This is a genomic window from Pseudomonas spartinae (genome assembly GCF_965197125.1).
GTDB classification, from domain to species: Bacteria; Pseudomonadota; Gammaproteobacteria; order Pseudomonadales; family Pseudomonadaceae; genus Aquipseudomonas; species Aquipseudomonas composti_A.
Map to the genome: position 1 here is coordinate 58,716 of NZ_CBDAMB010000017.1, position 26,190 is coordinate 84,905.

Annotated in this window: 27 protein-coding genes; 16 read left to right on the plus strand and 11 right to left on the minus strand. The window is 63.0% G+C overall.

Annotation, left to right across the window (positions count from 1 at the left end):
- Nucleotides 1-26: 26 nt before the first annotated feature.
- The 9 genes from ACN8M7_RS24475 to trpC all read left to right on the plus strand — a co-directional run bounded on the left by ACN8M7_RS24475 (nucleotide 27) and on the right by trpC (nucleotide 9,986).
- Complete coding sequence (locus tag ACN8M7_RS24475; protein WP_490262470.1) at nucleotides 27-1,175, plus strand: iron-containing alcohol dehydrogenase; 1,149 nt, start codon at nucleotides 27-29, stop codon at nucleotides 1,173-1,175.
- Nucleotides 1,176-1,255: 80 nt separating this feature from the next.
- Entirely contained in the window at nucleotides 1,256-2,635 is a 1,380-nt protein-coding gene (locus ACN8M7_RS24480) for a hypothetical protein (protein WP_061242606.1), read from the plus strand.
- Between the two features lie 51 nt (nucleotides 2,636-2,686).
- A complete protein-coding gene (gene gabD / locus ACN8M7_RS24485) occupies nucleotides 2,687-4,141 on the plus strand; it encodes an NADP-dependent succinate-semialdehyde dehydrogenase (RefSeq protein ID WP_490262471.1) in 1,455 nt (484 codons plus the stop codon).
- 193 nt (nucleotides 4,142-4,334) lie between these two features.
- Nucleotides 4,335-5,009, plus strand: a complete 675-nt coding sequence (gene rpe / locus ACN8M7_RS24490) for a ribulose-phosphate 3-epimerase (RefSeq protein ID WP_013717380.1) — start codon at nucleotides 4,335-4,337, stop codon at nucleotides 5,007-5,009.
- Nucleotides 5,006-5,686, plus strand: coding sequence for a phosphoglycolate phosphatase (locus ACN8M7_RS24495; RefSeq protein ID WP_490262472.1), 681 nt, complete (start codon nucleotides 5,006-5,008; stop codon nucleotides 5,684-5,686). Before rpe ends, ACN8M7_RS24495 begins: the two co-directional genes overlap by 4 nt.
- Before the next feature lie 320 nt (nucleotides 5,687-6,006).
- Nucleotides 6,007-7,497, plus strand: a complete 1,491-nt coding sequence (gene trpE / locus ACN8M7_RS24500) for an anthranilate synthase component I (protein WP_490262473.1) — start codon at nucleotides 6,007-6,009, stop codon at nucleotides 7,495-7,497.
- 13 nt (nucleotides 7,498-7,510) lie between these two features.
- Complete coding sequence (locus ACN8M7_RS24505) at nucleotides 7,511-8,107, plus strand: aminodeoxychorismate/anthranilate synthase component II (protein WP_490262474.1); 597 nt, start codon at nucleotides 7,511-7,513, stop codon at nucleotides 8,105-8,107.
- Nucleotides 8,104-9,150: an anthranilate phosphoribosyltransferase gene (gene trpD, locus ACN8M7_RS24510; protein WP_490262475.1), complete on the plus strand. Its 1,047-nt coding sequence runs from the start codon at nucleotides 8,104-8,106 to the stop codon at nucleotides 9,148-9,150. Before ACN8M7_RS24505 ends, trpD begins: the two co-directional genes overlap by 4 nt.
- The gene (gene trpC / locus ACN8M7_RS24515) at nucleotides 9,147-9,986 is read left to right on the plus strand and encodes an indole-3-glycerol phosphate synthase TrpC (RefSeq protein WP_490262476.1); all 840 of its coding nucleotides are present in this window, start codon (nucleotides 9,147-9,149) and stop codon (nucleotides 9,984-9,986) included. The genes trpD and trpC overlap by 4 nt, the downstream gene beginning before the upstream one ends.
- A 48-nt stretch (nucleotides 9,987-10,034) precedes the next feature.
- On the opposite strand, the gene crp is transcribed toward trpC, so the two are convergent.
- Nucleotides 10,035-10,679, minus strand: coding sequence for a cAMP-activated global transcriptional regulator CRP (gene crp / locus ACN8M7_RS24520; protein ID WP_037000119.1), 645 nt, complete (start codon nucleotides 10,677-10,679; stop codon nucleotides 10,035-10,037).
- A 233-nt stretch (nucleotides 10,680-10,912) separates the two neighbouring features.
- Between crp and ACN8M7_RS24525 the strand changes: the two genes are divergently transcribed.
- On the plus strand, nucleotides 10,913-11,335 hold the full coding sequence (locus ACN8M7_RS24525) for an OsmC family protein (RefSeq protein WP_061242591.1): 423 nt from the start codon (nucleotides 10,913-10,915) through the stop codon (nucleotides 11,333-11,335).
- Nucleotides 11,336-11,384: 49 nt separating this feature from the next.
- On the opposite strand, the gene coq7 is transcribed toward ACN8M7_RS24525, so the two are convergent.
- Both coq7 and ACN8M7_RS24535 read right to left on the minus strand, forming a co-directional pair.
- Complete coding sequence (gene coq7, locus ACN8M7_RS24530; protein ID WP_490262477.1) at nucleotides 11,385-12,032, minus strand: 2-polyprenyl-3-methyl-6-methoxy-1,4-benzoquinone monooxygenase; 648 nt, start codon at nucleotides 12,030-12,032, stop codon at nucleotides 11,385-11,387.
- A 60-nt stretch (nucleotides 12,033-12,092) separates the two neighbouring features.
- On the minus strand, nucleotides 12,093-12,926 hold the full coding sequence (locus tag ACN8M7_RS24535; protein ID WP_490262478.1) for a formylglycine-generating enzyme family protein: 834 nt from the start codon (nucleotides 12,924-12,926) through the stop codon (nucleotides 12,093-12,095).
- Between the two features lie 123 nt (nucleotides 12,927-13,049).
- On the opposite strand from ACN8M7_RS24535, the gene ACN8M7_RS24540 reads away from it, so the two are divergent.
- Entirely contained in the window at nucleotides 13,050-14,531 is a 1,482-nt protein-coding gene (locus ACN8M7_RS24540; RefSeq protein WP_490262479.1) for an AAA family ATPase, read from the plus strand.
- On the opposite strand, the gene ACN8M7_RS24545 is transcribed toward ACN8M7_RS24540, so the two are convergent.
- The 5 genes from ACN8M7_RS24545 to hemJ all read right to left on the minus strand — a co-directional run bounded on the left by ACN8M7_RS24545 (nucleotide 14,532) and on the right by hemJ (nucleotide 19,083).
- Entirely contained in the window at nucleotides 14,532-15,320 is a 789-nt protein-coding gene (locus ACN8M7_RS24545; protein WP_490262480.1) for an SDR family NAD(P)-dependent oxidoreductase, read from the minus strand. It abuts the gene before it with no gap.
- A 10-nt stretch (nucleotides 15,321-15,330) separates the two neighbouring features.
- Nucleotides 15,331-16,299, minus strand: coding sequence for a DUF805 domain-containing protein (locus ACN8M7_RS24550; protein ID WP_490262481.1), 969 nt, complete (start codon nucleotides 16,297-16,299; stop codon nucleotides 15,331-15,333).
- 123 nt (nucleotides 16,300-16,422) lie between these two features.
- Nucleotides 16,423-17,685, minus strand: a complete 1,263-nt coding sequence (locus tag ACN8M7_RS24555) for an alanine racemase (RefSeq protein ID WP_490262482.1) — start codon at nucleotides 17,683-17,685, stop codon at nucleotides 16,423-16,425.
- Nucleotides 17,682-18,644 (minus strand): NAD(P)H-dependent flavin oxidoreductase, encoded by a 963-nt coding sequence (locus ACN8M7_RS24560; RefSeq protein WP_490262483.1) that lies wholly within the window; start codon nucleotides 18,642-18,644, stop codon nucleotides 17,682-17,684. The genes ACN8M7_RS24555 and ACN8M7_RS24560 overlap by 4 nt, the downstream gene beginning before the upstream one ends.
- Nucleotides 18,645-18,654: 10 nt before the next feature.
- Entirely contained in the window at nucleotides 18,655-19,083 is a 429-nt protein-coding gene (gene hemJ, locus ACN8M7_RS24565) for a protoporphyrinogen oxidase HemJ (protein WP_490262484.1), read from the minus strand.
- Between the two features lie 134 nt (nucleotides 19,084-19,217).
- Between hemJ and argC the strand changes: the two genes are divergently transcribed.
- From argC to erpA, 4 genes are all read left to right on the plus strand, one after another.
- Entirely contained in the window at nucleotides 19,218-20,252 is a 1,035-nt protein-coding gene (argC, locus tag ACN8M7_RS24570; RefSeq protein ID WP_061242573.1) for an N-acetyl-gamma-glutamyl-phosphate reductase, read from the plus strand.
- Nucleotides 20,249-20,992: a DUF6776 family protein gene (locus ACN8M7_RS24575; RefSeq protein ID WP_490262485.1), complete on the plus strand. Its 744-nt coding sequence runs from the start codon at nucleotides 20,249-20,251 to the stop codon at nucleotides 20,990-20,992. Before argC ends, ACN8M7_RS24575 begins: the two co-directional genes overlap by 4 nt.
- Nucleotides 20,982-21,392, plus strand: coding sequence for a bactofilin family protein (locus tag ACN8M7_RS24580; RefSeq protein WP_490262486.1), 411 nt, complete (start codon nucleotides 20,982-20,984; stop codon nucleotides 21,390-21,392). Before ACN8M7_RS24575 ends, ACN8M7_RS24580 begins: the two co-directional genes overlap by 11 nt.
- A 127-nt stretch (nucleotides 21,393-21,519) precedes the next feature.
- A complete protein-coding gene (gene erpA / locus ACN8M7_RS24585) occupies nucleotides 21,520-21,870 on the plus strand; it encodes an iron-sulfur cluster insertion protein ErpA (protein ID WP_003463426.1) in 351 nt (116 codons plus the stop codon).
- 61 nt (nucleotides 21,871-21,931) lie between these two features.
- Here the strand turns inward: erpA and ACN8M7_RS24590 are convergent, their stop codons facing one another.
- Together ACN8M7_RS24590 and ACN8M7_RS24595 are read right to left on the minus strand one after the other, a co-directional pair.
- A complete protein-coding gene (locus tag ACN8M7_RS24590; protein ID WP_490262487.1) occupies nucleotides 21,932-23,023 on the minus strand; it encodes an anhydro-N-acetylmuramic acid kinase in 1,092 nt (363 codons plus the stop codon).
- Between the two features lie 3 nt (nucleotides 23,024-23,026).
- Entirely contained in the window at nucleotides 23,027-24,454 is a 1,428-nt protein-coding gene (locus ACN8M7_RS24595) for a peptidoglycan DD-metalloendopeptidase family protein (RefSeq protein WP_490262488.1), read from the minus strand.
- A gap of 209 nt (nucleotides 24,455-24,663) precedes the next feature.
- On the opposite strand from ACN8M7_RS24595, the gene tyrS reads away from it, so the two are divergent.
- Entirely contained in the window at nucleotides 24,664-25,863 is a 1,200-nt protein-coding gene (gene tyrS / locus ACN8M7_RS24600; RefSeq protein WP_490262489.1) for a tyrosine--tRNA ligase, read from the plus strand.
- Here tyrS and ACN8M7_RS24605 read toward each other — a convergent pair.
- Nucleotides 25,850-26,190, minus strand: a 341-nt coding sequence (locus ACN8M7_RS24605; RefSeq protein ID WP_490262490.1) for a hypothetical protein, incomplete at its 5' end; no start/stop codon positions are given. The two genes, tyrS and ACN8M7_RS24605, sit on opposite strands and share 14 nt — an antisense overlap.

The following is a 26,190-nucleotide window of genomic DNA, read 5'->3' on the forward strand; positions in this document are numbered from 1 at the left end:
CATAACAACGCATAAGGGGCCTGCTGATGAGTATTGCCGCATTCAAGATCGCCAATAAGCTGCTGACCGGCCAGGGCGCCGTGGAGCAACTGGCGGTCGAACTGCCTCGACTGAATATCACCAACCCGCTGATCGTCACCGACGCCATCCTGATCAAGTCCGGTACGGTCGATCACGTGCTCAAGCATCTGGGCGAGCGGGCTTATGGCATCTTCGACGGTGTCGAGCCGGAGCCGGAAATCGCCATCGTTGAAGCCTGCGCCAAGGCCTACCGTGACGGCGGCCACGACGGACTGATCGGCGTGGGCGGTGGCAGCGCCATCGACATCGCCAAGGCCGTGGCCGGTTACGCAGGCCACGATGGTGCGCTGGAAGAGCTGTTCGGCGTCGATCAGGTCAAGCGCAAGGGGCCACCGCTGATTGCCATTCCGACTACCGCCGGCACCGGTTCGGAAGTGACCAACGTGTCGATCCTGTCGGACAAGCAGGCGCAGCTGAAAAAGGGCATCGTCAGCGATTACCTGCTGCCCGACGTGGCTCTGGTCAGCCCGGTGATGACCCTGACCTGCCCGCGTGGCGTCACCGCCGCCAGTGGAGTCGATGCCCTGGTGCATGCGGTGGAGTCGTACCTGTCGGTCAATGCCTCGCCGATTACCGACGCGCTGGCCATTGGCGCCATCAAGCTGATCGCCAGGGCGCTGCCCAAGGCCTATGCCAACCCGGCGGATCTGGCCGCACGCGAGGACATGGCCACCGCCAGTCTGATGGGCGGCATGGCCTTCGGTAATGCCGGCGTTGGCGCCGTGCACGCCCTGGCCTATCCGCTGGGCGGGCGCTTCAACATCGCCCATGGGGTCAGCAATGCCTTGCTGCTGCCCTACGTGATGGCCTGGAACAAACTGGCTTGCGTCGAGCGCATGGCCGAGATCGCCGCCGCCCTGGGTGTGCAAACCCACGGCCTGAGCGACAAGGCGGCCGCCGACCAGGCGGTCGAGGCCATGGCCGAGCTGTGCGCCAGCGTCGACATTCCCAAGGGCATGCGCAGCTTCGGCGTGCCCGAGGACGCCATCCCGGCGATGGCCGAAGAGGCCAGCAAGATCGACCGCCTGATGCGCAACAATCCGCGTCGCCTGACTGCCGGCGACATCGAGCAGATCTACCGCGCGGCCTACTGATTTCTCTGCAACAACCGATGGACAGCCCCGCTAATGCCGGGGCTTGCTGCTTACAACTCTAATAAAGCTGGGTGACTCAAATGTCCGAACTGCATCAACAAGAACTGGGTGTGGAAGCCCCTTACTGGCCGCTGGGGCCGTTCAAGGTGCGTCTGCCGTTCATTCATTACCGCTTTGAAGCCTCCGACTACATGCAGGGCCTGCTCATGTGTGCGGTGGACCTGGCGGCTATCCCGCTGATGACCGAATTCCTCGGCATGCCCTTCGAGGTGGCGCTGGCCGTGGTCATGCTCAATGGCCTGCTGTATCTGACTCACCACCTGCTCGGCGACCCGGTGGTGCCGGGCTGGATCACCCCGGCGATTCCGCTGCTGATGGCCTACTGCAGCCAGTTCCCGGAGGGGCAGGAGCGCATCCATGCATTGATTGCCTTCCAGTTGATGTTGGGGGCGTTCTCCATCGGACTGGGGGTGACGGGCATGGCGCGCAAGGTGGTGTCGCTGGTGCCCTCGGCGCTCAAGGCCGGCATCATCATGGGCGCCGGCCTCAGTGCGGTGGTGACGGTGTTCAAGGAGGGCGGTCGCTTCGACATCTTCCCCTGGACCATCTCCATCGCCGTCGGTATCGCCTTCTACCTGGTGTTCTCCATGCACTTCCAGGAGCTGAAGAAGCGCAGCCGCTTCTGGTGGAACTTCGCCAAGCTGGGCATCTTCCCGATCATCCTGCTGGCCGTGGTGGTCGCACCGATCTTCGGTGAGGCGCCGTGGCCGAGCATCGAGTGGGGCATCAGCAAGCCGGACTTCGCCACCCTGTGGCGTGAGTACACCGTGTTCGGCCTCGGCATGCCGCCGCTGATGATGTTCGTCACCGCCATTCCCACCGTGCTGGCCGCCTATCTGGTGGTGTTCGGCGATGTGCTCGGCGCCAGGGCGATTCTGTCCGAGGCCGATCATGTGCGCAGTGACGAGAAGGTCGACTTCAACCCCAACCGTTCGCACATGATCTTCGGGGGGCGTAACGCTTTCATGAGCATCTTCGGCCCGGACGTGGCCATGTGCGGCCCGCAGTGGTCGGCCATGCAAGTGGTGATTACCGAGCGCTTCAAGGGCGGCGCCAAGGCGATGAAGTCCATCTACGGTGGTGTCGGCTGGTTCCGCTGGGGCACCAACACCGGCCTGCTGCTGCTGCCGGTGGTGACCCTGTTGCAGCCGATTCTCGGTGTGGCGCTGGCGCTGACCCTGCTGATCCAGGGCTATGTCAGCGTACGCCTGGGCATCATGGAGGCGCGCAGCCAGCGCGACCTGGGCATCGCCGGAGTGATTGGTGCGGTGCTGGCGATCAAGGGCGCCGGCTGGGCCTTCGCCATCGGCGTCGGCCTGTGTGCGCTGATCTACGGCGCGCGGATGTTCCGTGGCGAGAACGACCAGACCTTCACCAAGGACCTGCCGCCGGCTGAGTGATTCTTTCGAGTTGAGCAGCCGGAGGCGCTCCTTCGGCTGCAGGAGTTGTACATGAAACTGATCGACCCCGATTTGCTGCGCCATCAGGCCTATGTCGACGGCCAGTGGTGCGACGCGCCTGACGGCAGCGTCACGGAAATCTTCAACCCGGCCAATGGTCAATCCCTGGGCTGTGTGCCGAACATGGGCGCGGCCGAAACCCGCCGCGCCATCAACGCAGCCCAGGCCGCGCAGCCGGCCTGGCGTGCGCTGACCGCCAAGGAGCGCGCCACGCGTTTGCGCACCTGGTACGAGCTGATGCTCGCCCATCAGGAAGACCTGGCGCAGATCATGACCGCCGAGCAGGGCAAGCCGCTGACCGAGGCGCGGGGCGAGGTGCTGTATGCCGCGTCCTTCATCGAGTGGTTCGCCGAGGAGGGTAAGCGGGTCTATGGCGACACCATTCCCGGTCATCAGCCGGACAAGCGCCTGATCGTGACCAAGGAACCGGTGGGTGTGACAGCAGCGATCACCCCGTGGAATTTCCCGGCGGCGATGATCACCCGTAAGGCCGGCCCGGCATTGGCCGCCGGCTGCGCCATGGTGCTCAAACCGGCGCCGCAGACGCCGTTCAGCGCGCTGGCGCTGGCCGTGCTGGCCGAGCGCGCCGGCATTCCTGCCGGGCTGTTCAGCGTACTGCCGGCCGATGCCGAGCGTTCTCGTGAGGTCGGCTCCGAGCTGTGCGCCAACCCCATCGTGCGCAAGCTGTCCTTCACCGGCTCCACTGGCGTCGGCATCAAGCTGATGGAGCAGTGTGCGCCGACGCTGAAGAAGCTGTCCCTGGAGCTGGGTGGCAATGCGCCGTTCATCGTCTTCGACGACGCCGACCTGGACGCGGCGGTCGAGGGCGCCATGGTCGCCAAGTACCGTAATGCCGGGCAGACCTGCGTCTGCGCCAACCGCATCTACGTGCAGGATGGCGTGTACGATGCCTTTGCCGAGAAGCTGGCAGCGGCGGTGGCCAGGTTGAAGGTCGGGCAGGGCAGCGAAGCGGGCGTGACCACCGGCCCGCTGATCGACGCCAATGCCGTGGCCAAGGTGCAGGCGCATCTGGCCGATGCGCTGGATAAAGGCGCCAAGGTGCTGCAGGGCGGCCAGGCGCTGGGCGGCAACTTCTTCGAACCCACCGTGCTGATCGACGTGACGCCGGACATGCGTGTGGCGCGTGAGGAAACCTTCGGCCCGCTGGCGCCGCTGTTTCGCTTCAGTGACGAAGCCGAGGTGGTGCGCCAGGCCAACGACACCGAGTTCGGCCTGGCTGGCTACTTCTATACCCGCGATCTGGGCCGCGCCTTCCGCGTCGGCGAGGCGCTGGAATACGGCATGGTCGGCATCAACACCGGGTTGATCTCCAACGAAGTGGCACCGTTTGGCGGCATGAAGGCCTCGGGGCTGGGTCGCGAGGGCTCCAAGTACGGGCTGGATGAGTACCTGGAGATCAAATACCTCTGTCTCGGCGGTATCTGAGGCCGTAGGCTCACGGTGGGAGGGGCTTTGGCCGCGACTGCTATCGGCGCTAGCCCCCCAACGCTCGCCGCTGAAGCGCCTCCCACTCTGCAGGGCTTGCCTGTCCTGGTGCGCCGTCGTCAGGCGGCGCTGCCAGATAGCCTCTGAGCCGTTACAATGCCTGCCACCGTGATCAAGCACTCAGAGGTGCGCCATGCAACCCTTCGCCATCGCCCCGTCGATCCTGTCCGCCGACTTCGCCCGTCTGGGTGAGGAAGTGGATAACGTACTCGCCGCCGGGGCGGACATCGTCCACTTCGATGTCATGGACAACCATTACGTGCCCAACCTGACCATCGGCCCGATGGTCTGCTCGGCGCTGCGCAAGTACGGCATCACCGCGCCTATCGACGCGCACCTGATGGTCAAGCCGGTGGATCGCATCATCGGCGACTTCATTGAGGCGGGCGCCTCCTACATCACCTTCCACCCGGAAGCGTCCGAGCACATCGACCGTTCGCTGCAACTGATCAAGGCCGGCGGCGCCAAGGCTGGCCTGGTGTTCAACCCGGCCACCCCGCTGGACGTGCTCAAGTACGTGATGGACAAGGTCGACATGATCCTCTTGATGAGCGTCAACCCCGGTTTTGGTGGGCAGAAGTTCATCCCCGGCACCCTCGACAAGCTGCGCGAGGCCCGCGCGCTGATCGACGCCAGTGGTCGTGAGATTCGCCTGGAGATCGACGGTGGCGTCAACGTGCAGAACATCCGCGAGATCGCCGAGGCGGGCGCGGACACCTTCGTCGCCGGCTCGGCGATCTTCAATCAGCCGGACTACAAGGCCGTGATCGACGCCATGCGCGCCGAACTGGCCCAGGTGCGTGGATGAAACCGCTGCGCGAGCTGTGCGGCGACGAGTTACCGCGCCTGGTGATGTTCGATCTCGACGGCACGCTGATCGACTCGGTGCCGGATCTGGCCGAGGCCGTCGACCGCATGCTGGTCGAGCTGGGGCGTGCGCCGGCCGGTGTCGAGAAGGTTCGCGACTGGGTCGGTAATGGCGCGCGGGTGTTGGTGCGCCGTGCTCTGGCTGGCGGCCTGGATCACGCGGCGGTGGGCGAAGCGGAGACGGAGCAGGCGCTGGCGCGTTTTCTCGATATCTACGCCGATTGCCACAGCCTGACCGCGCTCTACCCAGGCGTGCACGAACTGCTTGAGGCTCTCAGCACTGCGGCTGTCGAACTCGCCGTGGTGACCAACAAGCCGGAGCGCTTCGTCGCGCCGTTGCTGGAACAGGTCGGTCTGGGGGGGTATTTCCGCTGGATCATCGGTGGCGACACCCTGCCGCAGCAGAAACCTGACCCGGCGGCGTTGCTGCAAGTGATGCACCTGGCAGGTGTCGAGGCTGGTCAGTCGCTGTTCGTCGGCGACTCGCGCAACGACGTGCTGGCCGCTCACGCGGCGGGCGTGCCCTGCGTTGCGGTGAGCTATGGCTACAACCATGGCCGGCCGATTGTCGAAGAAAAGCCGAACCTGGTGGTCGATAGCCTCGCCGAGCTGCTCTGACCAGTCTTCAACTGTCGATGGGCTCTTTGTGCGTTTGTAGGAGCGGATTTATCCGCGAAATCAGCGATGAAGATCGCGGATAGATCCGCTCCCACCAAGCTATCGCTTTGCCCCGCTTGCAGCGCTTGGCTTGTAGCTGCTACCTTGGCCGCTCTCTTTATTCCCCCGCCTGTCGAGATCGCACCGTGGTGGTTAGCTGCAAACTCTGGATGAAAGTGATCAAGGCCCTGGCCCGTTGGCGCTGGCGCGCCTGATCTCGTCCTGCCGCTGCGCGCGGCCCGTTTGCACCCGACCGTTTTCCCCGAGCCATGAGGCTGATCATGACCCATGAAGAATTCCTGCGTTTAGCCGCTGAAGGCTATAACCGCATTCCCCTGGCCTGCGAAACCCTGGTGGATTTCGACACGCCGCTGTCCATCTACCTGAAACTGGCCGACGCGCCCAACTCCTACCTGCTCGAATCCGTGCAGGGCGGCGAGAAATGGGGCCGCTATTCGATCATCGGCCTGCCGGCGCGCACCGTGCTGCGCGTGCATGGCCATGACGTCGTGGTCAGCACCGACGGCGTCGAGGTCGAGCGCCACCAATGTGCCGACCCGCTGGAGTTCGTCGAGCAGTTCAAGGCGCGCTACAAGGTGCCGACCATCCCCGGTCTGCCGCGCTTCAACGGCGGCCTGGTGGGTTACTTCGGTTACGACAGCGTGCGTTACGTCGAGCCCAAGCTGGCCGCCGGCGTCAATCCCGATGCGCTGGGCACCCCGGATATCCTGCTGATGGTCTCCGACGCCGTGGTGGTGTTCGACAACCTGGCCGGCAAGATGCACGGCATCGTTCTCGCCGATCCGGCCCAGGCGGACGCCTTCGAGCAAGGCCATGCGCGCCTGCGTGAAATCCTGCGCAAGCTGCGTCAGCCGATCACTCCGCGCCTGGGGGTGGATCTGTCCGCGCCGCTGGGCGAGGAGCCGGCGTTCCGCTCCAGCTACAGCCAGGGCGACTACGAGGCCGCGGTCAGCTCGATCAAGGATTACATCCTGGCCGGCGACTGCATGCAGGTGGTGATCTCCCAGCGCATGTCGATTCCCTTCCAGGCTGCGCCGATCGATCTGTACCGTGCACTGCGCTGCATCAATCCGACGCCTTACATGTACTTCTTCAACTTCGGCGACTTCCATGTGGTCGGCAGTTCACCGGAGGTGCTGGTGCGTGTCGAGGACGGTCTGGTCACCGTGCGCCCCATCGCCGGTACGCGCCCGCGTGGCGCCAGCGAGGAAGCGGACAAGGCGCTGGAAGAGGATCTGCTGTCCGACGCCAAGGAAATCGCCGAACACCTGATGCTCATCGACCTGGGCCGCAACGACACCGGGCGCGTGTCGCAGATCGGTTCGGTGAAGCTGACCGAGAAGATGGTCATCGAGCGCTATTCCAACGTCATGCACATCGTCTCCAACGTCACTGGTCAGCTCAAGCCTGAGCTGTCGGCGATGGACGCGCTGCGCGCGATCCTGCCGGCCGGCACCCTGTCCGGTGCGCCAAAGATCCGCGCCATGGAAATCATCGACGAACTGGAACCGGTCAAACGCGGCGTCTATGGCGGCGCGGTCGGCTACTACGCCTGGAACGGCAACATGGACACCGCCATCGCCATCCGTACTGCGGTGATCAAGGACGGCGAGCTGCATGTGCAGGCCGGTGCCGGCATCGTCGCCGACTCGGTGCCCGCGCTGGAGTGGGAAGAAACCCTGAACAAGCGCCGCGCCATGTTCCGCGCCGTTGCGCTCGCCGAACAAACTGCCGTCCAGGCCCAGGAATAAAAGGAGCCGTACCATGCTTTTGATGATCGACAACTACGACTCCTTCACCTACAACGTCGTGCAGTACCTGGGGGAGCTGGGCGCCGACGTGCATGTGGTTCGCAACGACGAACTGAGCATCGCCGAGATCGAAGCGCTCAAGCCCGAGCGCATCGTTGTCTCGCCCGGCCCCTGCACGCCGACCGAAGCAGGCGTGTCCATCGAGGCCATTCTGCATTTTGCCGGCAAGCTGCCGATTCTCGGCGTCTGCCTTGGCCACCAGAGCATCGGCCAGGCCTATGGCGGCGACGTGGTGCGTGCGCGTCAGGTGATGCACGGCAAGACCAGTCCGGTGTTCCATGAGGACAAGGGCGTGTTCGTCGGCCTCAACAACCCGCTCACCGTGACCCGCTATCATTCTCTGGTGGTCAAGCGCGAAACCCTGCCGGATTGCCTGGAAATCACCGCCTGGACCCAGCATGAAGACGGCTCGGTCGACGAGATCATGGGCCTGCGCCACAAGACCCTGAACGTCGAGGGCGTGCAGTTCCACCCCGAGTCCATCCTCACCGAGCAGGGCCACGAACTGTTCGCCAACTTCCTCAAGCAGACCGGAGGCGTGCGCACATGAATATCAAGGAAGCCCTCAATCGGATCGTCGCTCAGCTCGATCTGACCACCGAGGAAATGCAGGCGGTGATGCGCGAGATCATGACCGGCCAGTGCACCGACGCGCAGATCGGTGCTTTCCTCATGGGCATGCGCATGAAGAGCGAGACCATCGACGAGATCGTCGGTGCTGCCAGCGTCATGCGCGAGCTGGCCGCGCCTGTGGTGATCGATGCCGAACGTCTGGTCGATACCTGCGGCACCGGCGGCGACGGTATGAATATCTTCAACGTCTCCACTGCGGCGGCCTTCGTCGTAGCGGCGGCCGGCGGCAAGGTGGCCAAGCACGGTAACCGCGCGGTCTCCGGCAAGAGCGGCAGTGCCGATCTGCTCGAGTCTGCCGGCGTCTACCTGGGGCTCAAGCCCGAGCAGGTGGCGCGCTGCGTCGAGAGCGTGGGTGTCGGTTTCATGTTCGCTCCGGCCCATCATGGCGCGATGAAGCATGCCATCGGCCCGCGCCGCGAGCTGGGCTTGCGCACCATCTTCAACATGCTCGGCCCGATGACCAACCCGGCCGGCGCCAGGCATCAGGTGATCGGCGTATTCAGTCAGGCGCTGTGCCGTCCCATGGTCGAAGTGCTGCAGCGCCTGGGCAGCGAGCATGTACTGGTGGTGCACGCCCAGGATGGCCTGGACGAGGTCAGCCTGGCCGCGCCGACCTTCATTGCCGAGCTGAACAATGGCGTGGTTTCCGAGTACCGCATCCAGCCGGAGGACTTCGGCATCAAGAGCCAGAGCCTGATCGGTCTGACCGTCGACAACGCCGAGCAGTCGCTGGAGCTGATCCGTGATGCGCTGGGCCGACGCAAGACCGAAAACGGTCAGAAGGCCGCCGACATGATCGTGCTCAACGCCGGTGCGGCGTTGTATGCCGCCGATCATGCCAGCAGCCTGCGCGAAGGCGTGCAGCTGGCGCATGATGCCCTGCACACCGGCCTGGCGCGCGAGAAGCTGGAAGAGCTGGTGTCCTTTACTGCGGTATTCAAACAGGAGAACGAAGGGTGAGCGTACCAACCGTACTGGAGAAGATCGTCGCCCGTAAGTTCGAGGAAGTGGCGGCGCGCCGTGTTCAGGTCAGCCTGGCCGAGGTCGAGGCCGCCGCGCGCAGTGCCGATGCGCCGCGTGGTTTTGCCCGCGCGCTGCAGGAGCAGGCGGCACGCAAGCAGCCGGCGGTGATCGCCGAGATCAAGAAGGCCTCGCCGAGCAAGGGCGTGCTGCGTGCTGACTTCGTCCCCGCCGATATCGCCCGCAGTTACGAGGCAGGTGGCGCCACCTGCCTGTCGGTGCTGACCGACATCGATTTCTTCCAGGGCGCCGATCAGTACCTGCAGCAGGCGCGCGCCGCCTGTGCGTTGCCGGTGATCCGCAAGGATTTCATGGTCGATCCGTACCAGATCGTCGAAGCTCGTGCCCTTGGCGCCGACTGCGTGCTGCTGATCGTCTCCTGCCTGGATGACGTGCGCATGGCCGAGCTGGCCTCGGTGGCCAAGGATTTCGGCCTCGACGTGCTGGTCGAGGTGCATGATGGCGATGAGCTGGAACGTGCGCTCAATACCCTGGACACGCCGCTGGTGGGCATCAACAACCGTAACCTGCACACCTTTGATGTCAGCCTGGAAACCACCCTCGACCTGCTGCCGCGCATCCCGCGTGATCGCATGGTGGTGACCGAAAGCGGCATTCTCAATCGCGCCGATGTCGAGCTGATGGAAATCAACGAGGTGTATGCCTTCCTCGTCGGTGAAGCCTTCATGCGTGCGGAAAGTCCGGGCAGCGAATTGCAGCGTCTGTTCTTTCCCGAGCGTGGCCGGCCCGCAGTGATCGGTACCGATCCCGAATAACGCGCATGAAAAAGCCGGCAATCAAGCCGGCTTTTTTGTGGGGCTGGTTCAGCGCGTGCCGAACACCACCATGGTCTTGCCTTTGACATGCACCAGGCCCTGTTCTTCCAGGGACTTGAGTACGCGACCGACCATCTCGCGCGAGCAACCGACGATGCGGCCGATTTCCTGACGGGTGATCTTGATCTGCATGCCGTCCGGGTGAGTCATGGCGTCCGGCTGTTTGCACAGGTCGAGCAGGGTGCGCGCAACGCGACCGGTGACGTCGAGGAAGGCCAGGTCGCCGACCTTGCGTGTGGTATTGCGCAGACGCTCGGCCATCTGACTGCCCAGGGCGAACAGGATGTCCGGGTCCTGCTGGGTCAGTTCGCGGAACTTGGTGTAGCTGATTTCCGCGACCTCGCATTCGGTCTTGGCTCGCACCCAGGCACTGCGTTCCTTCTCCGTGCCTTCTTTTTCGAACAGGCCCATCTCGCCGAAGAAGTCCCCGGCATTGAGGTAGGCAATGATCATTTCCCGGCCGTCGTCATCTTCGATGAGGATGGTGACCGAGCCTTTGACGATGAAGAACAGTGTTTCGCAGCGATCGCCCGCATAGATGATGGTGCTTTTGGCGGTGTAGCGGCGGCGATGACAGTGTGCGAGAAGCTTGTCGAGGTTCTTGATTTTAGGTGTGAGGGTAATAGCTACCATGCCCGAGTCCCGAATATGAAAAGTGAAGGCCTTTGTCCAACGGCAATTTCTTATTTGTTATCCAGCAAGTGTGCCAGCAATCCGGCGTCAGCTTAACAGACAGGCCATGACCGGAGGGTTTTTTGCGACCCATGTAACATAACCACAGGGAACTCTACCCCATTGAGAGCACATCAGCCTGCAGTTCGCCTGTGCTAATCTGCGGACCTTTTCCACTCTGGGAGCCAAGATCGATGAAAGCGCGTGTGCAATGGGCCGGTGAAGCTCTGTTCCTCGGCGAGTCCGGTAGTGGCCATGCCGTGGTGATGGATGGCCCACCCGAAGCCGGTGGCCGTAACCTCGGCATTCGGCCTATGGAGATGTTGTTGATCGGGCTTGGTGGCTGCAGCAACTTCGATGTAGTGAGTATTTTGCGCAAGGGCCGCCAGCCGGTAGAAAGCTGCGAAGTGTTCCTCGACGCCGAGCGTGCTGGCGAGGAGCCCAAGGTATTCACCAAGATCCACCTGCACTTCGTGGTCAAGGGGCGTGGGTTGAAAGAAGCCCAGGTCAAGCGCGCGGTGGAGCTTTCAGCGGAGAAGTACTGCTCGGCCTCGATCATGCTGGGCCGTGCTGGTGTCGACATCAGCCACGATTATGAAATCATCGAGCTGGGCTGAACAGCTTCGCTGCAGACGACAAGGGCGCCGATTGGCGCCCTTGTTCGTTTCAGATGCGGTAGGTGCTCTTGGTCATGATCTTCGACAGCAAGGTCATGCCAAATTTGACGGGCGCCGGGAAGCGCACGCCGCCAGCGGCCATTGCGCTATTGGCATGCTGCTGTTCGTCGACGCGCATCTGTTCGAGGATGGCGCGTGACTTGGCGTCGTGTTCGGGCAGTTGCTCCAGGTGCTCGTCCAGATGCTTGCACACCTGATCTTCGGTGGCGGCGACGAAGCCCAGGCTGACCCGATCACTGACCAGACCAGCGACGGCACCAACCCCGAACGATAGGCCGTAGAACAGCGGATTCAGTACGCTCGGGTGGCTGCCGAGTTCACGAATGCGTTGCTCGCACCAGGCCAGGTGGTCGGTTTCCTCATCGGCCGCATGCTCCATGGCGCTGCGCACCTCCGGCAGTTTGGCAGTCAGTGCCTGGCCTTGGTAGAGGGCCTGGGCGCAGACTTCGCCGGTGTGGTTGATGCGCATCAGGCCGGCGACATGACGGGACTCATCACTGCTCATCTCGCTCTCGTTCTGCACGATGGCGGGCGAGGGACGACCCGAGGCGCCGCTGAAGGGCAGCAGGGTGCGCAGGGCGGCATCGGCCTGCAGCAGCAGGCGGTCGACGGGGGAATACTGGCGTTCGCTGGCCATGGGGCACCTCCTGGTGGAACGACGCCCTAGTCTACTGCAAAGTTGCGCGAGCGTCCGCGCTCAGGGCAGCTCGCGCAGCACGCGAAACCCCAGGGCATAGTCGCGATGATGCGGTTGCTTGAGGTCGCGCATGCTGCTGCGCAGGTAGACCGGGCCGCTGTTCCAGGCGCCGCCGCGCACCACGCGCGGGCTATTGTCGAGCAGGGCGGCGCTCTGTGTTTCGCTGCCGTCGAAGTGCTGGGTGAAGTTCGAGGCCGTCCACTCCCAGACATTGCCTGCCGTGTCGTACAGGCCGAAGCCATTGGCCGGAAACTGACCGACGGCCGCCGTCTTGTTGCGCAGCAGGCGTGAGCTGGCGCAACCACGGCAATGAGCACGAGGTGCCCGTTCATCGCTGTCGAGTTCCTCGCCCCACCAGTAGTAGCTGTGGCTGCCGCCGCGTGCGGCATATTCCCATTCGGCTTCGGTGGGCAGGCGATAACGCGCGCCAGTCTCGCGTGACAGCCACTGGGCGTAGGCGTGAGCGTCGCGCCAGGACACGTGGATCACCGGACGCTGAGCGGAAAGGCCCCAACCTTCGTTGTCAGGCATGGGCAGCTTGTTGGCTTCGGCATATTTCTGCCAGTCGGCGAAGGTGACTTCGTAGCGGCCCATGGCGAAAGGTTGGGCGAAGACGATGGTACGCGGTGGGCGCTCGTTGTCGTTGCCGCGACCGCTGGCATCGCCCAGGCGAAACTCGCCGGCGGGTATAACCACCATGTCGGGGCCGTGGCCGCCGCCGGGCAGCGGATCGCTGATGATCTCGGTGGCGACTGCCGGTCGGTTCGCCAGTAGGACGCTGGCAGTGATGGCAATGGCGGCGACTGTCACGCGGTGCGCTTTCAGCACTTGCACGGCGCGAGGCCTCCGGCGACGATCTGCGTGTTCAGACGGTCCATGCTGTGAGCTCCCGATTCTGCTAAACCGCGGATGGTAACCCTGCTTGCCTGGCTGGCCAAACTTCACAAGGAGCGGGTGTTGAAGAACGATATTCATGATCTTGGCCTAGTGCTAGATTCCAAGGTCAAACTGGTGGTCATCGAGTCCTGGGATGAATTGCGCGTGCTGGAAACCCTGACCGGTCTGGCAGTCAGGCGCGGTCTCGGCCTGCATACCTGGTCGGTCACCGAAGGTTTGCAGCGCCTGGGCTTCGGTGGGGCGCCGGTGGACGAGTCGCCAACCCTGGAGCCGGAGGCGGCGCTGCGCATGATCAAGGCCGATCCGCAGCCGAACCTCTACGTGATGTGCGACTTGCATCCTTTCCTCGATGACAACCCTCGGCTGGTGCGCCTGCTCAAGGAAATCGCCATGAGCGAGGCCGCGCACAAGCCGACGCTGGTGCTGGTGTCGCATGCGCTCAAGCTGCCGGCCGAAGTGCAACGTTTCGCCGCCCGCTTCAGTCTCGCGCTGCCGTCGGAGGACGAACTGCTGAGCATCGTGCGTGACGAGGCGACGCGCTGGAGCGAGGGCAATCGCGGGGCGCGGGTACGCACCGACAACCGGACGCTGCAGCAGGTGGTGAAGAACCTGCGCGGCCTTAGTCATGCCGAGGCGCGAGCGCTGGCGCGCAACGTCATTTGCGATGACGGGGCGATCACTCAGGAGGACATCCCCGAGCTGAACAAGACCAAGTTCCAGCTGCTGGATCTGGAGGGCGTGCTCAGTTTTGAGTACGACACGGCGCGTTTTGCCGAAGTCGGCGGGCTGGTCAATCTCAAGCGTTGGTTGGGCGAGCGCCAGGCCGGTTTTCTCGAAGGCAAGCTGATGGATGCGCCGAAAGGCGTAATGCTGGTGGGCGTGCAGGGCGGCGGCAAGAGTCTGGCCGCCAAGGCCGTAGCGGGGCTCTGGGGCCTGCCGCTGCTGCGTCTGGATTTTGCCTGCCTGTACAACAAGTTCTTTGGCGAGACCGAGCGCAACCTGCGCGAGGCGCTGCGTCTGGCTGAACAGATGGCGCCCTGCGTGCTGTGGATGGACGAAGTGGAGAAGGGCCTGGCCAGCGGTGACCATGACGGCGGCGTCAGCCAGCGCGTACTCGGCACGCTGCTGACCTGGATGGCCGAGCGCAAGGCGCCGGTGTTCGTCGTCGCCACGGCCAACGCCATCGACCGCCTGCCTCCGGAGCTGGTGCGCAAAGGGCGTTTCGATGAATTGTTCTTCGTCGACCTGCCCAGTGCTGAGGTGCGTGCCGAGATCTTTCGTATCCACCTGCAGCGCCGCGAGCTTGAGCCTGCCGGTTTCGATCTGGCGCAACTGGCAGAGGCCAGTGAGGGGTATTCCGGAGCTGAGATCGAGCAGGCGGTGGTCAGTGCGCTGTACGCTGGTCAGGCGCAGCAGCAGGCGGTCGATCAGTCGCTGGTGCTGCGCGCGCTGCAGGGCACCGCGCCGCTGTCGGTGGTGATGGCCGAGCGTCTGGCTGCGTTGCGCGCGTGGGCGGATGGGCGAACGGTCAACGCGGGTTGATCAGGCGCCGGTAAAGGGGCGGGTCAGACGGGCGCTGAGCTTGCGCACCAGCCAGCGTGGTGCCAGGCGCGGACTCAGGGCCAGCAGGCGATTGCGCCAGCCGGGGATGATGATGGCGCGGTTCTTTTCCAGCGCGCGAACGGTGATCAGTGCGACTTCCTCGGCGCTCATCATCAGCTTGCTGCCAGCCAGGCGCGTGACGTCCATCTGCGCCGCGCGGAAGAAGGCGCTGTGCGTCGGCCCCGGGCAGAGTACCGACACACGCACGCCGCGACCTTTCAGCTCCTCGCGCAACCCCTCGGAAAAGTGCAGCGCATAGGCCTTGCTGGCGTAGTAGCTGCTCATCCAGGGGCCTGGCTGGAAGGCGGCAAGCGAGGCGACGTTGAGGATCTGCCCGGCACCGTGCTCGGCCATGCGCTGGCCGAGTGCGTGGCTCAGGCGGGTCAGTGCCAGTACATTGACTTCCAACTGCTCCTGCTCGCGGCTCCAGTCCTGTTCGAGGAAGGCGCCGGCGCAACCCTGGCCGGCGTTGTTCACCAGCAGGTCGATGTGCCACTGACCTTCTTCCAGCTCCAGCAGCAGGCCAGATAACTGCAACGGCTCGCTCAGGTCGCAGAGGCGAAACAGCACCTCGACGCCGAAGCGTTGAGCCAGTTCGCAGGCAATGCTTTCCAGGGCGTCACGTCGGCGCGCCACCAGGATCAGATTGCGCCCCCGGCGCGCCAGGGCTTCGGCCAGGGCCAGGCCGATGCCGCTGGAGGCGCCGGTGATCAGTGCATAGCTGCGCATGGTCGGGGGATTACTGCTCCTGATACTCGCTGGCGCGCTCGACATAGCCCTGATACTGAGGAATGGCGATGGCGGCGACGATGCCGGTCACTGGTACCAGCAAGAACAACCAGGCCAGTACCTTGACGCCAGTGCTGTTCGGCGGCGGCGGCGGGCCATAACGGTTGACACCCTGGGTGCCGGGGATGATCAGCATCAGCAGGGCGAAGACGCTACCGACGAATGGCACGAAATTGAGCAGCCACAGCCAGCCAGACCAGCCCATATCGTGCAGGCGCTGAACGCCGATGAACACGCCGATCACGATCATGGCGATCACCGCGACGCCCAGTATCAGGGTGCCCAGAACACTGGACATGGCCGAGGCACCGGCAAACAGCAGCATCAGTGGCAGCATGCACAGCAGCATGGCCATGGTCCAGCCCAGATAGCGCACGCGGCCGATGCGGCCGTTGACGCTGAATACCTTGAGTTCGCAGTATTGCGGTAACTGCTCGGCGACGCTGGCCTGCGGCGGTGCATAGGGCGATGCCGCAGCCGCAACTGGGGCGGAGGCTGGCGCGGGCGCGGTTTCGGTCAGCTGCGCCTGGCGCGCGAGGTATTTCTCGATGATGATGCCGCAGGCGGAACACTCGGCCGCCTTGGCCTGTTCATGGCCGCATTTCGGGCAGGTCATGGTGGGGGCCGCGGCCTGTTCGGCCTGCACGGTTTCAGCCTCGGTCGGCACCAGGCTGAGGTTGGCTGTCTGGTCCAGCTCCTTGCGCACTTTTGCACCGGCCTTCTGTAAGGCGGTCAGATACTGCTCAGCCTCGCTTTCGCCCAGATCACGCTTGAGTGCCACCGGGGCTCCGCTGAACAAGCTGTCGATGCGAGCAAGGTCGCTCTTGAACAGGCGGGCCAGGTTGGTCTTGACCGTTTCCAACGAGGCCTCGGGCATCAGTTGGCCGTCGAACACTATCTTGTAGCGCGGTTGATTCATGCGAGCTTCCTTGTCGGCGGAAGGGGAGTGAGTGAAGTGCCCGTTCAGCAGCAGGCAAAGCGTAAGCCTAGAGTGCCGCGAGGCCAATATACAAGCGGCCTGAAGCGCAGTGGTGGAGCATTTTCAGGCGTTGCCTATTGTGCTCCAGCGGCCGACCAGCTGGCCGCGGCGTAGTAGACGTATTTCGCCGAAATCACCCAGCAATCCTTCGCTGAGCGCAGGGCGCAGAAATACCCAGTCCTGAGTGCTGAGTTGCGTGCCGCGGCTGCCGATCAGGCGTTCCTGATTGGCGCTGCGCCCATATAGCTCGTCGTAGTCGAGCCCTGCGGGGGAAATCGGCTGCGCCGGCCAGCGGCCGCCGTAGAGGTAGTAGGCGTTCTGCCGGTTGGGATTCCAGGCTTCGAGTACCGGCTGTAGCGGCTGCAGGTAGGGCAGGGCGCCCTTGACGGCCTTGAGCACCGAGCTGGCGATCCATAGCGCCGGCTGATGCGCCTGCAGCAGTGGCGTGTCAAATTCTGCCGGCTGGAGCAGTGCAGAGCCGACGGCGACTTCATTGAGCGCGCTGTTCTGCTGGACGTGCAGCGGGTAGGTGAGACTGCCGCCGCCGTTGAGCAGCGCTTCCTTCGGCCAGAGTCCGGTGAATGCCTGCGCGCTAGCGATGAACTGGCGGTAGCGTGCATCCGCCTCATTGAATGCCTGGGTCTGGCTTTGCCAGATTGGGTTGTGGGCGACATGGGCGTCATACCCCATGAGCCCTTGCAGCTGCAGAGTCGGCAGTTGGCGCAGCTGATGCAGCGCCTGCGTCAGAGCCTGTGGCGTGGCGAAGCCGCCACGCTCGAGGCCGATGTCGATTTCCAGTGCGATACGCAGCGGCCGACCCAGCGCCTTGGCTAGTTCGGCGTAGTGCAGCAGGCGCTGCTGGCTGTCGATCAGCCAGGTCACCTGGCGGCCGGGAGCGAAATCCAAATGGTGCGGCAACTGGCGATAGAAGTTCAGCGCCGCCGCGACCGGCATGGGCTTGCCGAGCAGCAGGTCGGCCTGGGGAAAGTTTCTTGCCAGGTGATCCAGCTGCGGCTGATTGAAGACCATGAAACGCTGGGTTTGCAGATGCTTGGCCAGGTACTCCAGCAGGCCGGTGCTGGCCAGCGACTTGGCGACCAGGCGCAGCTGCAGGCGGCCGGCGAGCCGAGTCGCCAGCAGGTCGGCATTGGCGTCGAGTCGGTCGAGGTCGAGCAGCAGGGTTGGTGCACCCTCGCTGTCGCGTTGCAGCTGCCGATTGAGCGCGGCGAAGTAGGCGTCATGTGCCTGCCCCCGGTCATGCGGACGCAGCGCCCAGCCGCCAAGCAGGCCCAGCGCTCCCAGACCGAGCAGGTGACGGCGTTTCATCGTGGCCAGCGTTGTCCCAGTTGCTGGCTGCGTGTCAGCGCGGCGCGGTATTCGCGGTCGAGTCGCGCCACCAGCTCTTGCACCGAGGGCAGATCGTCGATGCCGCCAACGCCCTGGCCGGCCGACCAGACGGTCTTCCACGCCTTGGCCTCGTCGTCCACCGGCTTGAGTTTTTCGCCGTAGTTGACGTCGGCCTTGTTCTGCAGCTGCTTCAAGTCATAGCCGGCCCGCTCCAGACTCTGGCGCATGAAGCTCGCGGGGATGCCGGACACTGCCGGCGTGTGGATGATATCGGCGGCCTGGGCACCGAGAATCATCGCCTTGTAGTCGGCCGATGCATTGTTCTCGGTAGTGGCGATGAAGCGTGTACCCATATAGGCGAGATCGGCTCCGAGTAGTTGGGCAGCGAGAATCTCATGGCCGTGGTTGAGGCAGCCGGACAGCAGCACGGTCTTGTCGAAGAACTGCCGAATTTCCGCCAGCAGCGCAAAAGGGCTCCAGGTGCCGGCATGGCCGCCGGCGCCGGCGGCCACGGCAATCAGGCCGTCCACGCCCGCTTCGGCGGCCTTTTCCGCATGGCGGCGAGTGGTCACGTCATGGAACACCAGGCCGCCATAGCTGTGTACGGCGTCGACCACTTCCTTCACCGCGCCCAGGCTGGTGATGACGATAGGCACGCGGCGTTCCACGCAGATGGCCAGGTCCGCCTGCAGGCGTGGGTTGCTGTGGTGAACGATCAGATTGACGGCATAAGGCGCTGCGTCAGTCGTGAGGCTGGCTGCGATCTCTTCGAGCCAGGCGCAGAAGCCGGCACTGTCTCGTTGATTCAATGCCGGGAAACTGCCGACGATGCCACTGTTGCAGCAGGCGCTGACCAGCGCCGGGTTGGACACCAGAAACATCGGTGCAGCCACCAGGGGCAGACGCAGGCGTTGTTCGAGCAGGGCAGGCAGAGACATGGCGAACTCCTCAGAAGGGGCGGACGACGACCAGAATGACGATGCCCAGCAGGGCAAGGACCGGCGCTTCGTTGAACCAACGATAGAACACGTGACTGCGGCTGTTCTCGCCGCGGGCAAAACGCTTGAGCTGAGCGCCGCACAGGTGGTGATAGATCACCAGTGCCACCACCAGCGTGAGCTTGGCGTGCATCCATCCTTGCGTGAGGTAGTACGCCGAATTGAGGCTGAGCAACCAGATACCCAGACCCAGCGTGGCGATCATCGACGGGATCATGATGCCGCGATACAGCTTGCGCTCCATGATGCAGAAACGTTCGTGGCTGGCCGCGTCACTGCTCATGGCGTGATAGACGAACAGGCGCGGCAGGTAGAACAGGCCGGCGAACCAGCAGACCATGGCGATGATGTGCAGAGCCTTGAGCCAGAGATAGAGCATTTTCGCTTCCCACGCGGAAAAATGGCCTCGATAGTAGAGGCTGCTGATGGCTGGCGTCACCTCCGTGGTTGGAGCTTGGCCGATGCGGCTTTATCATCGGCAGCTTTCCAATGGCTTTTGCAAAGGGGCATGTGATGATCAAGGTCGGTATCGTCGGCGGCACGGGCTACACGGGTGTCGAACTGCTGCGTCTGCTGGCGCAACATCCGCAGGCAGAGGTGACGGTGATCACTTCCCGCTCCGAAGCCGGCCTGCGCGTCGATGAGATGTATCCCAACCTGCGCGGCCACTATCCGGATCTCGCCTTCAGCGTCCCGGATGTCGCCACGCTGGGTGCCTGCGATGTGGTGTTCTTCGCCACTCCGCACGGTGTGGCGCATGCCCTGGCCGGCGAGCTGCTGGCTGCGGGAACGCGAGTGATCGACCTGTCCGCCGACTTCCGCTTGCAGGACGCCGAGGAGTGGGCCAAGTGGTACGGCCAGCCGCACGGCGCGCCCGAGCTGCTGAGCGAGGCGGTGTATGGTCTGCCCGAGGTCAATCGCGAGGCGATCAAGACGGCGCGTCTGATCGCCGTGCCCGGCTGCTATCCGACTGCCGCTCAGCTCGGACTGATCCCGCTGCTCGAGGCCGGGTTGGCGGATGCAGGTAGCCTGATCGCCGATTGCAAGAGCGGCGTCAGCGGCGCTGGCCGTGGCGCCAGTGTCGGCTCGCTGTTCTGTGAGGCCGGCGAGAGCATGAAGGCGTACTCGGTCAAGGGGCACCGCCACCTTCCGGAAATTCGCCAGGGGCTGCGCCAGGCAGCGGGCAATGATGTCGGCCTGACCTTCGTCCCACACCTGACGCCAATGATTCGCGGCATCCACGCGACCCTCTATGCGCGCGTGGCCGATACCTCGGTCGATCTGCAGGCGCTGTTCGAGAAGCGCTACGCCGGCGAGCCCTTCGTCGACGTGATGCCGGCCGGCAGCCATCCGGAAACCCGTAGCGTGCGCGGTGGCAACGTATGCCGTATCGCCGTGCACCGTCCGCAGGGCGGCGACCTGGTCGTGGTGCTGTCGGTGATCGACAACCTGGTCAAGGGCGCCTCTGGTCAGGCCGTGCAGAACATGAACATTCTCTTCGGTCTCGACGAGCGCCTCGGCCTGTCGCACGCGGCCCTGTTGCCGTGACACCGGGCTGGGAGGTTCGCCTCAGCGATCCGCGTAGCGAGCGCAGGCGCCGCTGGCGTCTGTTGCTGCTGGTGCTGTGCATCCCGCTGGCTTTTGCCCTGGGTTGGTATTGGCCGCAGGCGCAGCCGCAGCAGACGTCCGAGGAGGCACATGCACTGCTGACCCGCGTTGCCGAGCAGGAGCAGGAGCTGGAGCTGTTGCGCCAGCGCCTGGCCGTTGTCGGCAGTAGCGACAAGGTCACCCAGCAGGCCATGGAGCAGAACCGACAGACCATCAAGCTGCTGGAGGAACAGATCTTCAAGCAGCAACAGGACCTGGCCTTCTACAAAGGCGTGCTCGCGCCTGCCAGCCGTCGCGAGGGCCTGCGCATCCGCACCTTCGAGCTGCAAGCCACGGACGTGCCACAGCGCTTTCGCTACAAGTTGCTGATGAGCCGAGTCGGTGCCAGTGATGAGGCATTGCAGGGGCGCTTGCGTATCACCGTGGAAGGTCAGCAGAACGGCAAACCGGCGACATTGGAACTGGCGGCGCTTTCAGAGGAGGTGAGCGAGAGCAGCATTCCTTTCTCCTTCAAGCACTTCCAGTCTTTCCCCGGAGCCGGCCGCTTCGGCGAACTGCAGCTGCCTGATGGCTTCGAGCCGCGCCAGGTCAAGGTTCAGGCAGAGGTCCAGGGCGACAAGCCGCTGAGCCGTACATTTGAATGGATAAAAACAGGAGCGATAGCCACCCATGTGGAGTAAAGACAAGACCAAACCCGACTTGCAGCGCTTCAGCGGCAAGACCAGCCTGATCGCCGCTGGTGCCGAGCTGGTAGGCGACATGCGCTTCCAGGGCGCCGTGCAGGTGGATGGTCGGGTCAGCGGTAATCTGCTGGCCACCGAGGGGCTGGTGCGCGTCAGTGTTGGTGGCGTAGTTGAAGGCGAGATACGTGCCCCCCATATCGTGATCGACGGAGAGGTCAATGGTGATGTGTTCGCCAGTGGTCATCTGGAGTTGGGCGCCCGTTCGCGGGTACGCGGCAACCTGCATTACGGCCTGATGGAAATGGCCAGGGGGGCGCAGATCGAAGGGCGTCTCTGCCACCTCAAGGATGGCGAGCGACCGCTCGAGCTTCCGGCTGCGCTGGAAGTCGAGCAATAGTTGACCAATTTTGTAGGGCAAGCGGATAATGCGCGTCTAGCAGGCTGTCGTTGTCGACGGCCAGGCACGCAGGTTGTTTTCATGACCCTGCTAACGCAGTGTGGCGCATGGCGCCGGGAGTTATAGCATGAGCGTCGAAACCTTCACCCCTGCCCCCTTGCACTTCACCCAAGGTGCGGCCAGCAAGGTGAAGAATCTGGTCGATGAAGAGGGTAATCCGCGCCTGAAGCTGCGCGTGTTCGTCACGGGCGGTGGTTGCTCGGGTTTCCAGTACGGCTTCACCTTCGATGAGGATGTGGCCGAAGATGACACCATCGTCGAACGCGAGGGTGTGAGCCTGGTGGTCGATGCCATGAGCTTCCAGTACCTGGCGGGCTCCGAGGTCGACTATCAGGAAGGGTTGGAAGGTTCGCGCTTCGTGATCAAGAACCCCAACGCCACCACCACCTGTGGTTGCGGCTCGTCCTTCTCGATCTGAGGCCTGGCCTGGCAAGAAACGCCGCGCACTATGCGCGGCGTTTTCGTTTGTGCGCAGTGCTTTAGGCCGGATAGATGGCGCCGAGTACGCGCAGGCCTCTGGCGCCCGTCACGCTCGGACGATTGCCGGCAATACCTTCCAGTGCGCAATGGGCCAGCCAGGCGAAAGCCATGGCTTCGACCCAGTCCGGATTTACGCCTTCAGCCTCGGTGCTGCTCACCTGGGTGTTACTCAGCATTTCGCTCAGGCGCTTCATCAGACAGGCATTATGGGCGCCGCCGCCGCACACCAGCAGGACGTCTGTATGCGCCTGCGCGTTGCGCAAGGCGGTGACGATACTGCATGCGGTGAGCTCGACCAGCGTGGCCTGGACGTCCTCGCTGGGCAGCGCCGGAAGGGCTTGCAGGTGGCCAAGCAGCCACTCGAGGTTGAACAGTTCGCGGCCTGTACTTTTCGGGCCCTGAGTGGCGAAGAACGGGTCGCTCAGCAGTCGCGCCAGCAACTCGGGCTGCACCTTGCCGCTGGCGCCCCAGGCGCCGTCGCGGTCATAGGTCAGACCCTGGCAATGCTGAATCCAGGCATCGAGCAGCACGTTACCGGGGCCACTGTCGAATCCCAGAACGTCCTGTCCGGGGGACAGCAGGCTGAGGTTGCTGAAGCCGCCGACATTCAGCACGGCGACCTGGCGCTGACTGCTGCCGAACAGATCATGATGAAAAGCGGGCACCAAGGGGGCGCCTTGGCCGCCAGCGGCTACATCGCGACGACGAAAATCGCCGACCACGCAAATGCCGGTGAGCTCGGCCAGTAGTGCCGGGTTGCCGATCTGAATGGTGAAGCCGCGTGCGGGTTCATGGCGCACGGTCTGGCCGTGGCTGCCTATGGCGCGAATCTGTTGTGCGGTCAGGTTCTGTTGCAGCAATAGCTCGTTGATAGCGGCCGCAGCCAGCTCGACCCAATGCTGTTCGGCAATGGCCGCCCGAGCCAGCTCGTCATCGCCAGAGGCGCACAGCGCCAGCAGCTCGCAACGCAGCTGTTCTGGCATGGGGCGGTAGAGTGTGGCGATCAGCTTGGGGCGCTGACCCTGATCGATCAGCGCGATGTCCAGTCCGTCCAGGCTGGTACCGGACATCACGCCAATATAGAAAGGCATGGCTTACTGCTGATTGGCGGCCAGCATGGTGGCTTTTTCCTGGTCCATACGTGCCATCAGCGGTTTGCTGAGCTGCATGAAGCGCTGCTTCTCGCTCGCAGCGATCGGATCTGCCATCGGCAGCTTCTGGCTGAGTGGGTCGACGTGGACACCATTGACCTGGAACTCATAGTGCAGGTGAGGTCCGGTGGACAGGCCGGTAGTGCCGATGTACCCGATGATCTGCCCCTGCTTGACGTTGACGCCGTTACGAACACCTTTGGCAAAGCCCTGCATGTGTGCGTAGAGAGTGCGATAGCGCTGACCATGCTGGATGATCACGGTATTGCCGTAACCACCATTGCGGCCTGCCAGCATTACTCGTCCATCACCTGCCGCTTTGATCGGCGTGCCGCGCGGAGCTGCATAGTCGACGCCTTTGTGCGCGCGGATCTTGTTCAGGATCGGGTGCTTGCGACCGGTGGAAAAGCGCGAGCTGATACGAGCGAAGTCCACTGGCGTGCGAATGAAGGCCTTGCGCATGCTTTCGCCATCGGCGCTGTAGTAGCTGGTGGTGCCTTGTTTGCTGGTGTAGCGCACGGCGGTGTAGGTCTTGCCGCGGTTGGTGAAGCGCGCGGAGAGAATGTCGCCAGTGCCGACGCGTTTGCCGTTCACCACCTTCTCTTCATAAATGACTTCGAACTCGTCGCCTTCGCGAATATCCATGGCGAAGTCGATGTCGTAGCCGAATACGTTGGCCAGCTCCATGGTCAGGTTATGCGACAGCCCGGCACGCTTGGCCGAGAGAAACAGCGAGCTGTTGATCACGCCGCGGCTGTAGGCCGTCACCACTTCCGGCTTGACCTGGTCGCGCTGGAAGTCGAAACCCTTGTCGGTGCGGCTGAGGTGGATGGTTTCCAGGTCGCTGAGCTTGCTCTGCAGGCTCTTGAGCTTGCCTTCTTCGTTCAGTTCGAAGTCCAGCACCTGGCCGACTTTGAGGCGACTGAACTGCTTCGCGTCTTTGCTGCTATTGAGCGCTTCATGCAGGTCGTTGGCATTCAGGCCAACCTTGGCAAACACGGTAGAAAGCGTGTCGCCGTTACTGACCGTGATGTTGTGGTGGTTGGGATCGGAGGGAGGAGTGGTGTCGGCTGTTTCTAAGGAGGCTTCGTCAGCGTCTTCTGCGCTGTTATCGGCGGTGTCGGTGCCTTGCTCGATATCGGCGAATGGCGAGGCGGCACCTGGGACTGGCAATCCCGCTCGGAGATCGTCCTTTTCCTGCAGGACCATCTCGGCATCGTTGCCCAGATCAAGGTCGAGGAAGGTCTTCTGCGCTTCGACTTCACGCGAAGGAAACACCAGCAGAGCCAGGCTAAGCAGCGCGGCAACGCCGCTCGCTGCCAGAATATGGGATTTTGGATAGAGTGGCGGCGCTTTAGATGTAGAGGTCATAGGGCTGCTTTTGAAGTGAAAAGGCGAAAATTAAAAGAAGAGCATGATGAATATGCACTAACTGTATAAAATATAACCAAAACCGCCCTGAGGCAACCCTGCAGACGATGATCGACGCCGGGTCTGCCTCACGCTGAGCAAAACTTGTGATTTGTCGGCGTTCTTGTATGGTTGGTTCCCTTTTGAATACGGTCATTGCGAGTCATTTTATGAAGTCGGTTGAAGAGCAGCTGGCGCTGATCAAGCGCGGTGCGGAAGAGGTTCTGGTTGAGGCTGAGCTGATCGAAAAGCTCAAGCGTGGTCAGCCGCTGCGGATCAAGGCGGGTTTCGACCCTACTGCGCCGGACCTGCATCTCGGTCACACCGTGCTTATTAATAAACTGCGCCAGTTCCAGGAGCTCGGTCACCAGGTGGTCTTCCTTATTGGTGACTTCACCGGGATGATCGGTGATCCGAGTGGCAAGAGCGCTACCCGTCCGCCGCTGACTCGCGAGCAGGTGCTGGATAACGCCGAGACCTATAAACAGCAGGTCTTCAAGATCCTCGACCCGGCCAAGACCGAAGTCGCCTTCAATTCTACCTGGATGGATCAGCTGAAACCGGCTGACTTCATTCGTCTGGCCTCGCAGTACACGGTGGCGCGCATGCTCGAGCGCGATGACTTCGACAAGCGCTACACCAGCAATCAACCCATTGCTATTCATGAGTTCCTCTACCCCTTGGTGCAGGGCTACGACTCCGTGGCGCTGAAGGCTGATGTCGAGCTGGGTGGCACCGATCAGAAGTTCAACCTGCTGATGGGGCGCGAGCTGCAGCGCGCCTATGGCCAGGAGTCTCAGTGCATCGTCACCATGCCGTTGCTGGAAGGTCTCGATGGCGTGAAGAAGATGTCCAAGTCGCTGGGCAACTACGTCGGTATTCAGGAAGCGCCGGGCGTGATGTACAACAAGCTCGTCTCCATGCCCGATGCGCTGATGTGGCGTTACTTCGAGCTGCTCAGCTTCCGTTCCATGGAAGAGATCGAGCAGTTCAAACGTGACGTCGAGCAGGGTGCGAATCCGCGTGACATCAAGATCAAGCTGGCTGAAGAGCTCGTTGCGCGTTTCCATGGTGAGGAGGCGGCTGCCAATGCACACCGCTCCGCTGGCAATCGCATGAAAGATGGCGAGCTGCCGGAGGATCTGCCGGAGGTCGAGCTGGCGTCTGCTGAAGATATGCCGATCTCTTCTGTCCTTAATAAGGCAGGTCTGGTGAAGAACGCTGCGGTCGCTCGTGACCTGCTGGGTTCGGGTGGTGTGCGCGTCGACGGTGAAGTGGTCGATCGCGGCTTCCTGTTCAAGGTGGGTTCGAGCCATGTCTGTCAGGCGGGCAAGAAGGCCTTTGCGCGCATCACGCTCAAAGCTGAGTAACAAAACTGCAATTAAAGCTTGACGCGCATTCTGCTGGCGGTAGAATGCGCGCCACTTCAGCGATGAAGCTCTTCAAAAACTTCTTGTTAATCAATAAGTTAAGTTTAAAAGAGGGGTTGCAAAGCTGGAGGCGGTGTGTAGAATGCGCACCGGTCGACAGGGTGCTGGTCAGGTCCTGTTGATGCTTCGGTCGAATGGACCGAAAGCGGTTGAAAGAGGTGGTTGACAGCGGTTTTGAACGCTGTAGAATGCGCCTCCCGCTGGAGAGAAGAAGTTCTGATCGAAGGCGCAAGTTGTTGAGTAGAAAGAAAAAATTCTTCGAAAAAC

Coding starts and splice junctions, on each gene's coding strand:
- ACN8M7_RS24475 (WP_490262470.1), top strand. CDS start 27: ATGAGTATTGCCGCATTCAAGATCGCCAATAAGCTGCTGACCGGCCAG.
- ACN8M7_RS24480 (WP_061242606.1), top strand. CDS start 1,256: ATGTCCGAACTGCATCAACAAGAACTGGGTGTGGAAGCCCCTTACTGG.
- gabD (WP_490262471.1), top strand. CDS start 2,687: ATGAAACTGATCGACCCCGATTTGCTGCGCCATCAGGCCTATGTCGAC.
- rpe (WP_013717380.1), top strand. CDS start 4,335: ATGCAACCCTTCGCCATCGCCCCGTCGATCCTGTCCGCCGACTTCGCC.
- ACN8M7_RS24495 (WP_490262472.1), top strand. CDS start 5,006: ATGAAACCGCTGCGCGAGCTGTGCGGCGACGAGTTACCGCGCCTGGTG.
- trpE (WP_490262473.1), top strand. CDS start 6,007: ATGACCCATGAAGAATTCCTGCGTTTAGCCGCTGAAGGCTATAACCGC.
- ACN8M7_RS24505 (WP_490262474.1), top strand. CDS start 7,511: ATGCTTTTGATGATCGACAACTACGACTCCTTCACCTACAACGTCGTG.
- trpD (WP_490262475.1), top strand. CDS start 8,104: ATGAATATCAAGGAAGCCCTCAATCGGATCGTCGCTCAGCTCGATCTG.
- crp (WP_037000119.1), bottom strand. CDS start 10,679: ATGGTAGCTATTACCCTCACACCTAAAATCAAGAACCTCGACAAGCTT.
- ACN8M7_RS24525 (WP_061242591.1), top strand. CDS start 10,913: ATGAAAGCGCGTGTGCAATGGGCCGGTGAAGCTCTGTTCCTCGGCGAG.
- coq7 (WP_490262477.1), bottom strand. CDS start 12,032: ATGGCCAGCGAACGCCAGTATTCCCCCGTCGACCGCCTGCTGCTGCAG.
- ACN8M7_RS24545 (WP_490262480.1), bottom strand. CDS start 15,320: ATGCGCAGCTATGCACTGATCACCGGCGCCTCCAGCGGCATCGGCCTG.
- ACN8M7_RS24550 (WP_490262481.1), bottom strand. CDS start 16,299: ATGAATCAACCGCGCTACAAGATAGTGTTCGACGGCCAACTGATGCCC.
- ACN8M7_RS24555 (WP_490262482.1), bottom strand. CDS start 17,685: ATGAAACGCCGTCACCTGCTCGGTCTGGGAGCGCTGGGCCTGCTTGGC.
- ACN8M7_RS24560 (WP_490262483.1), bottom strand. CDS start 18,644: ATGTCTCTGCCTGCCCTGCTCGAACAACGCCTGCGTCTGCCCCTGGTG.
- hemJ (WP_490262484.1), bottom strand. CDS start 19,083: ATGCTCTATCTCTGGCTCAAGGCTCTGCACATCATCGCCATGGTCTGC.
- argC (WP_061242573.1), top strand. CDS start 19,218: ATGATCAAGGTCGGTATCGTCGGCGGCACGGGCTACACGGGTGTCGAA.
- ACN8M7_RS24580 (WP_490262486.1), top strand. CDS start 20,982: ATGTGGAGTAAAGACAAGACCAAACCCGACTTGCAGCGCTTCAGCGGC.
- erpA (WP_003463426.1), top strand. CDS start 21,520: ATGAGCGTCGAAACCTTCACCCCTGCCCCCTTGCACTTCACCCAAGGT.
- ACN8M7_RS24590 (WP_490262487.1), bottom strand. CDS start 23,023: ATGCCTTTCTATATTGGCGTGATGTCCGGTACCAGCCTGGACGGACTG.
- ACN8M7_RS24595 (WP_490262488.1), bottom strand. CDS start 24,454: ATGACCTCTACATCTAAAGCGCCGCCACTCTATCCAAAATCCCATATT.
- tyrS (WP_490262489.1), top strand. CDS start 24,664: ATGAAGTCGGTTGAAGAGCAGCTGGCGCTGATCAAGCGCGGTGCGGAA.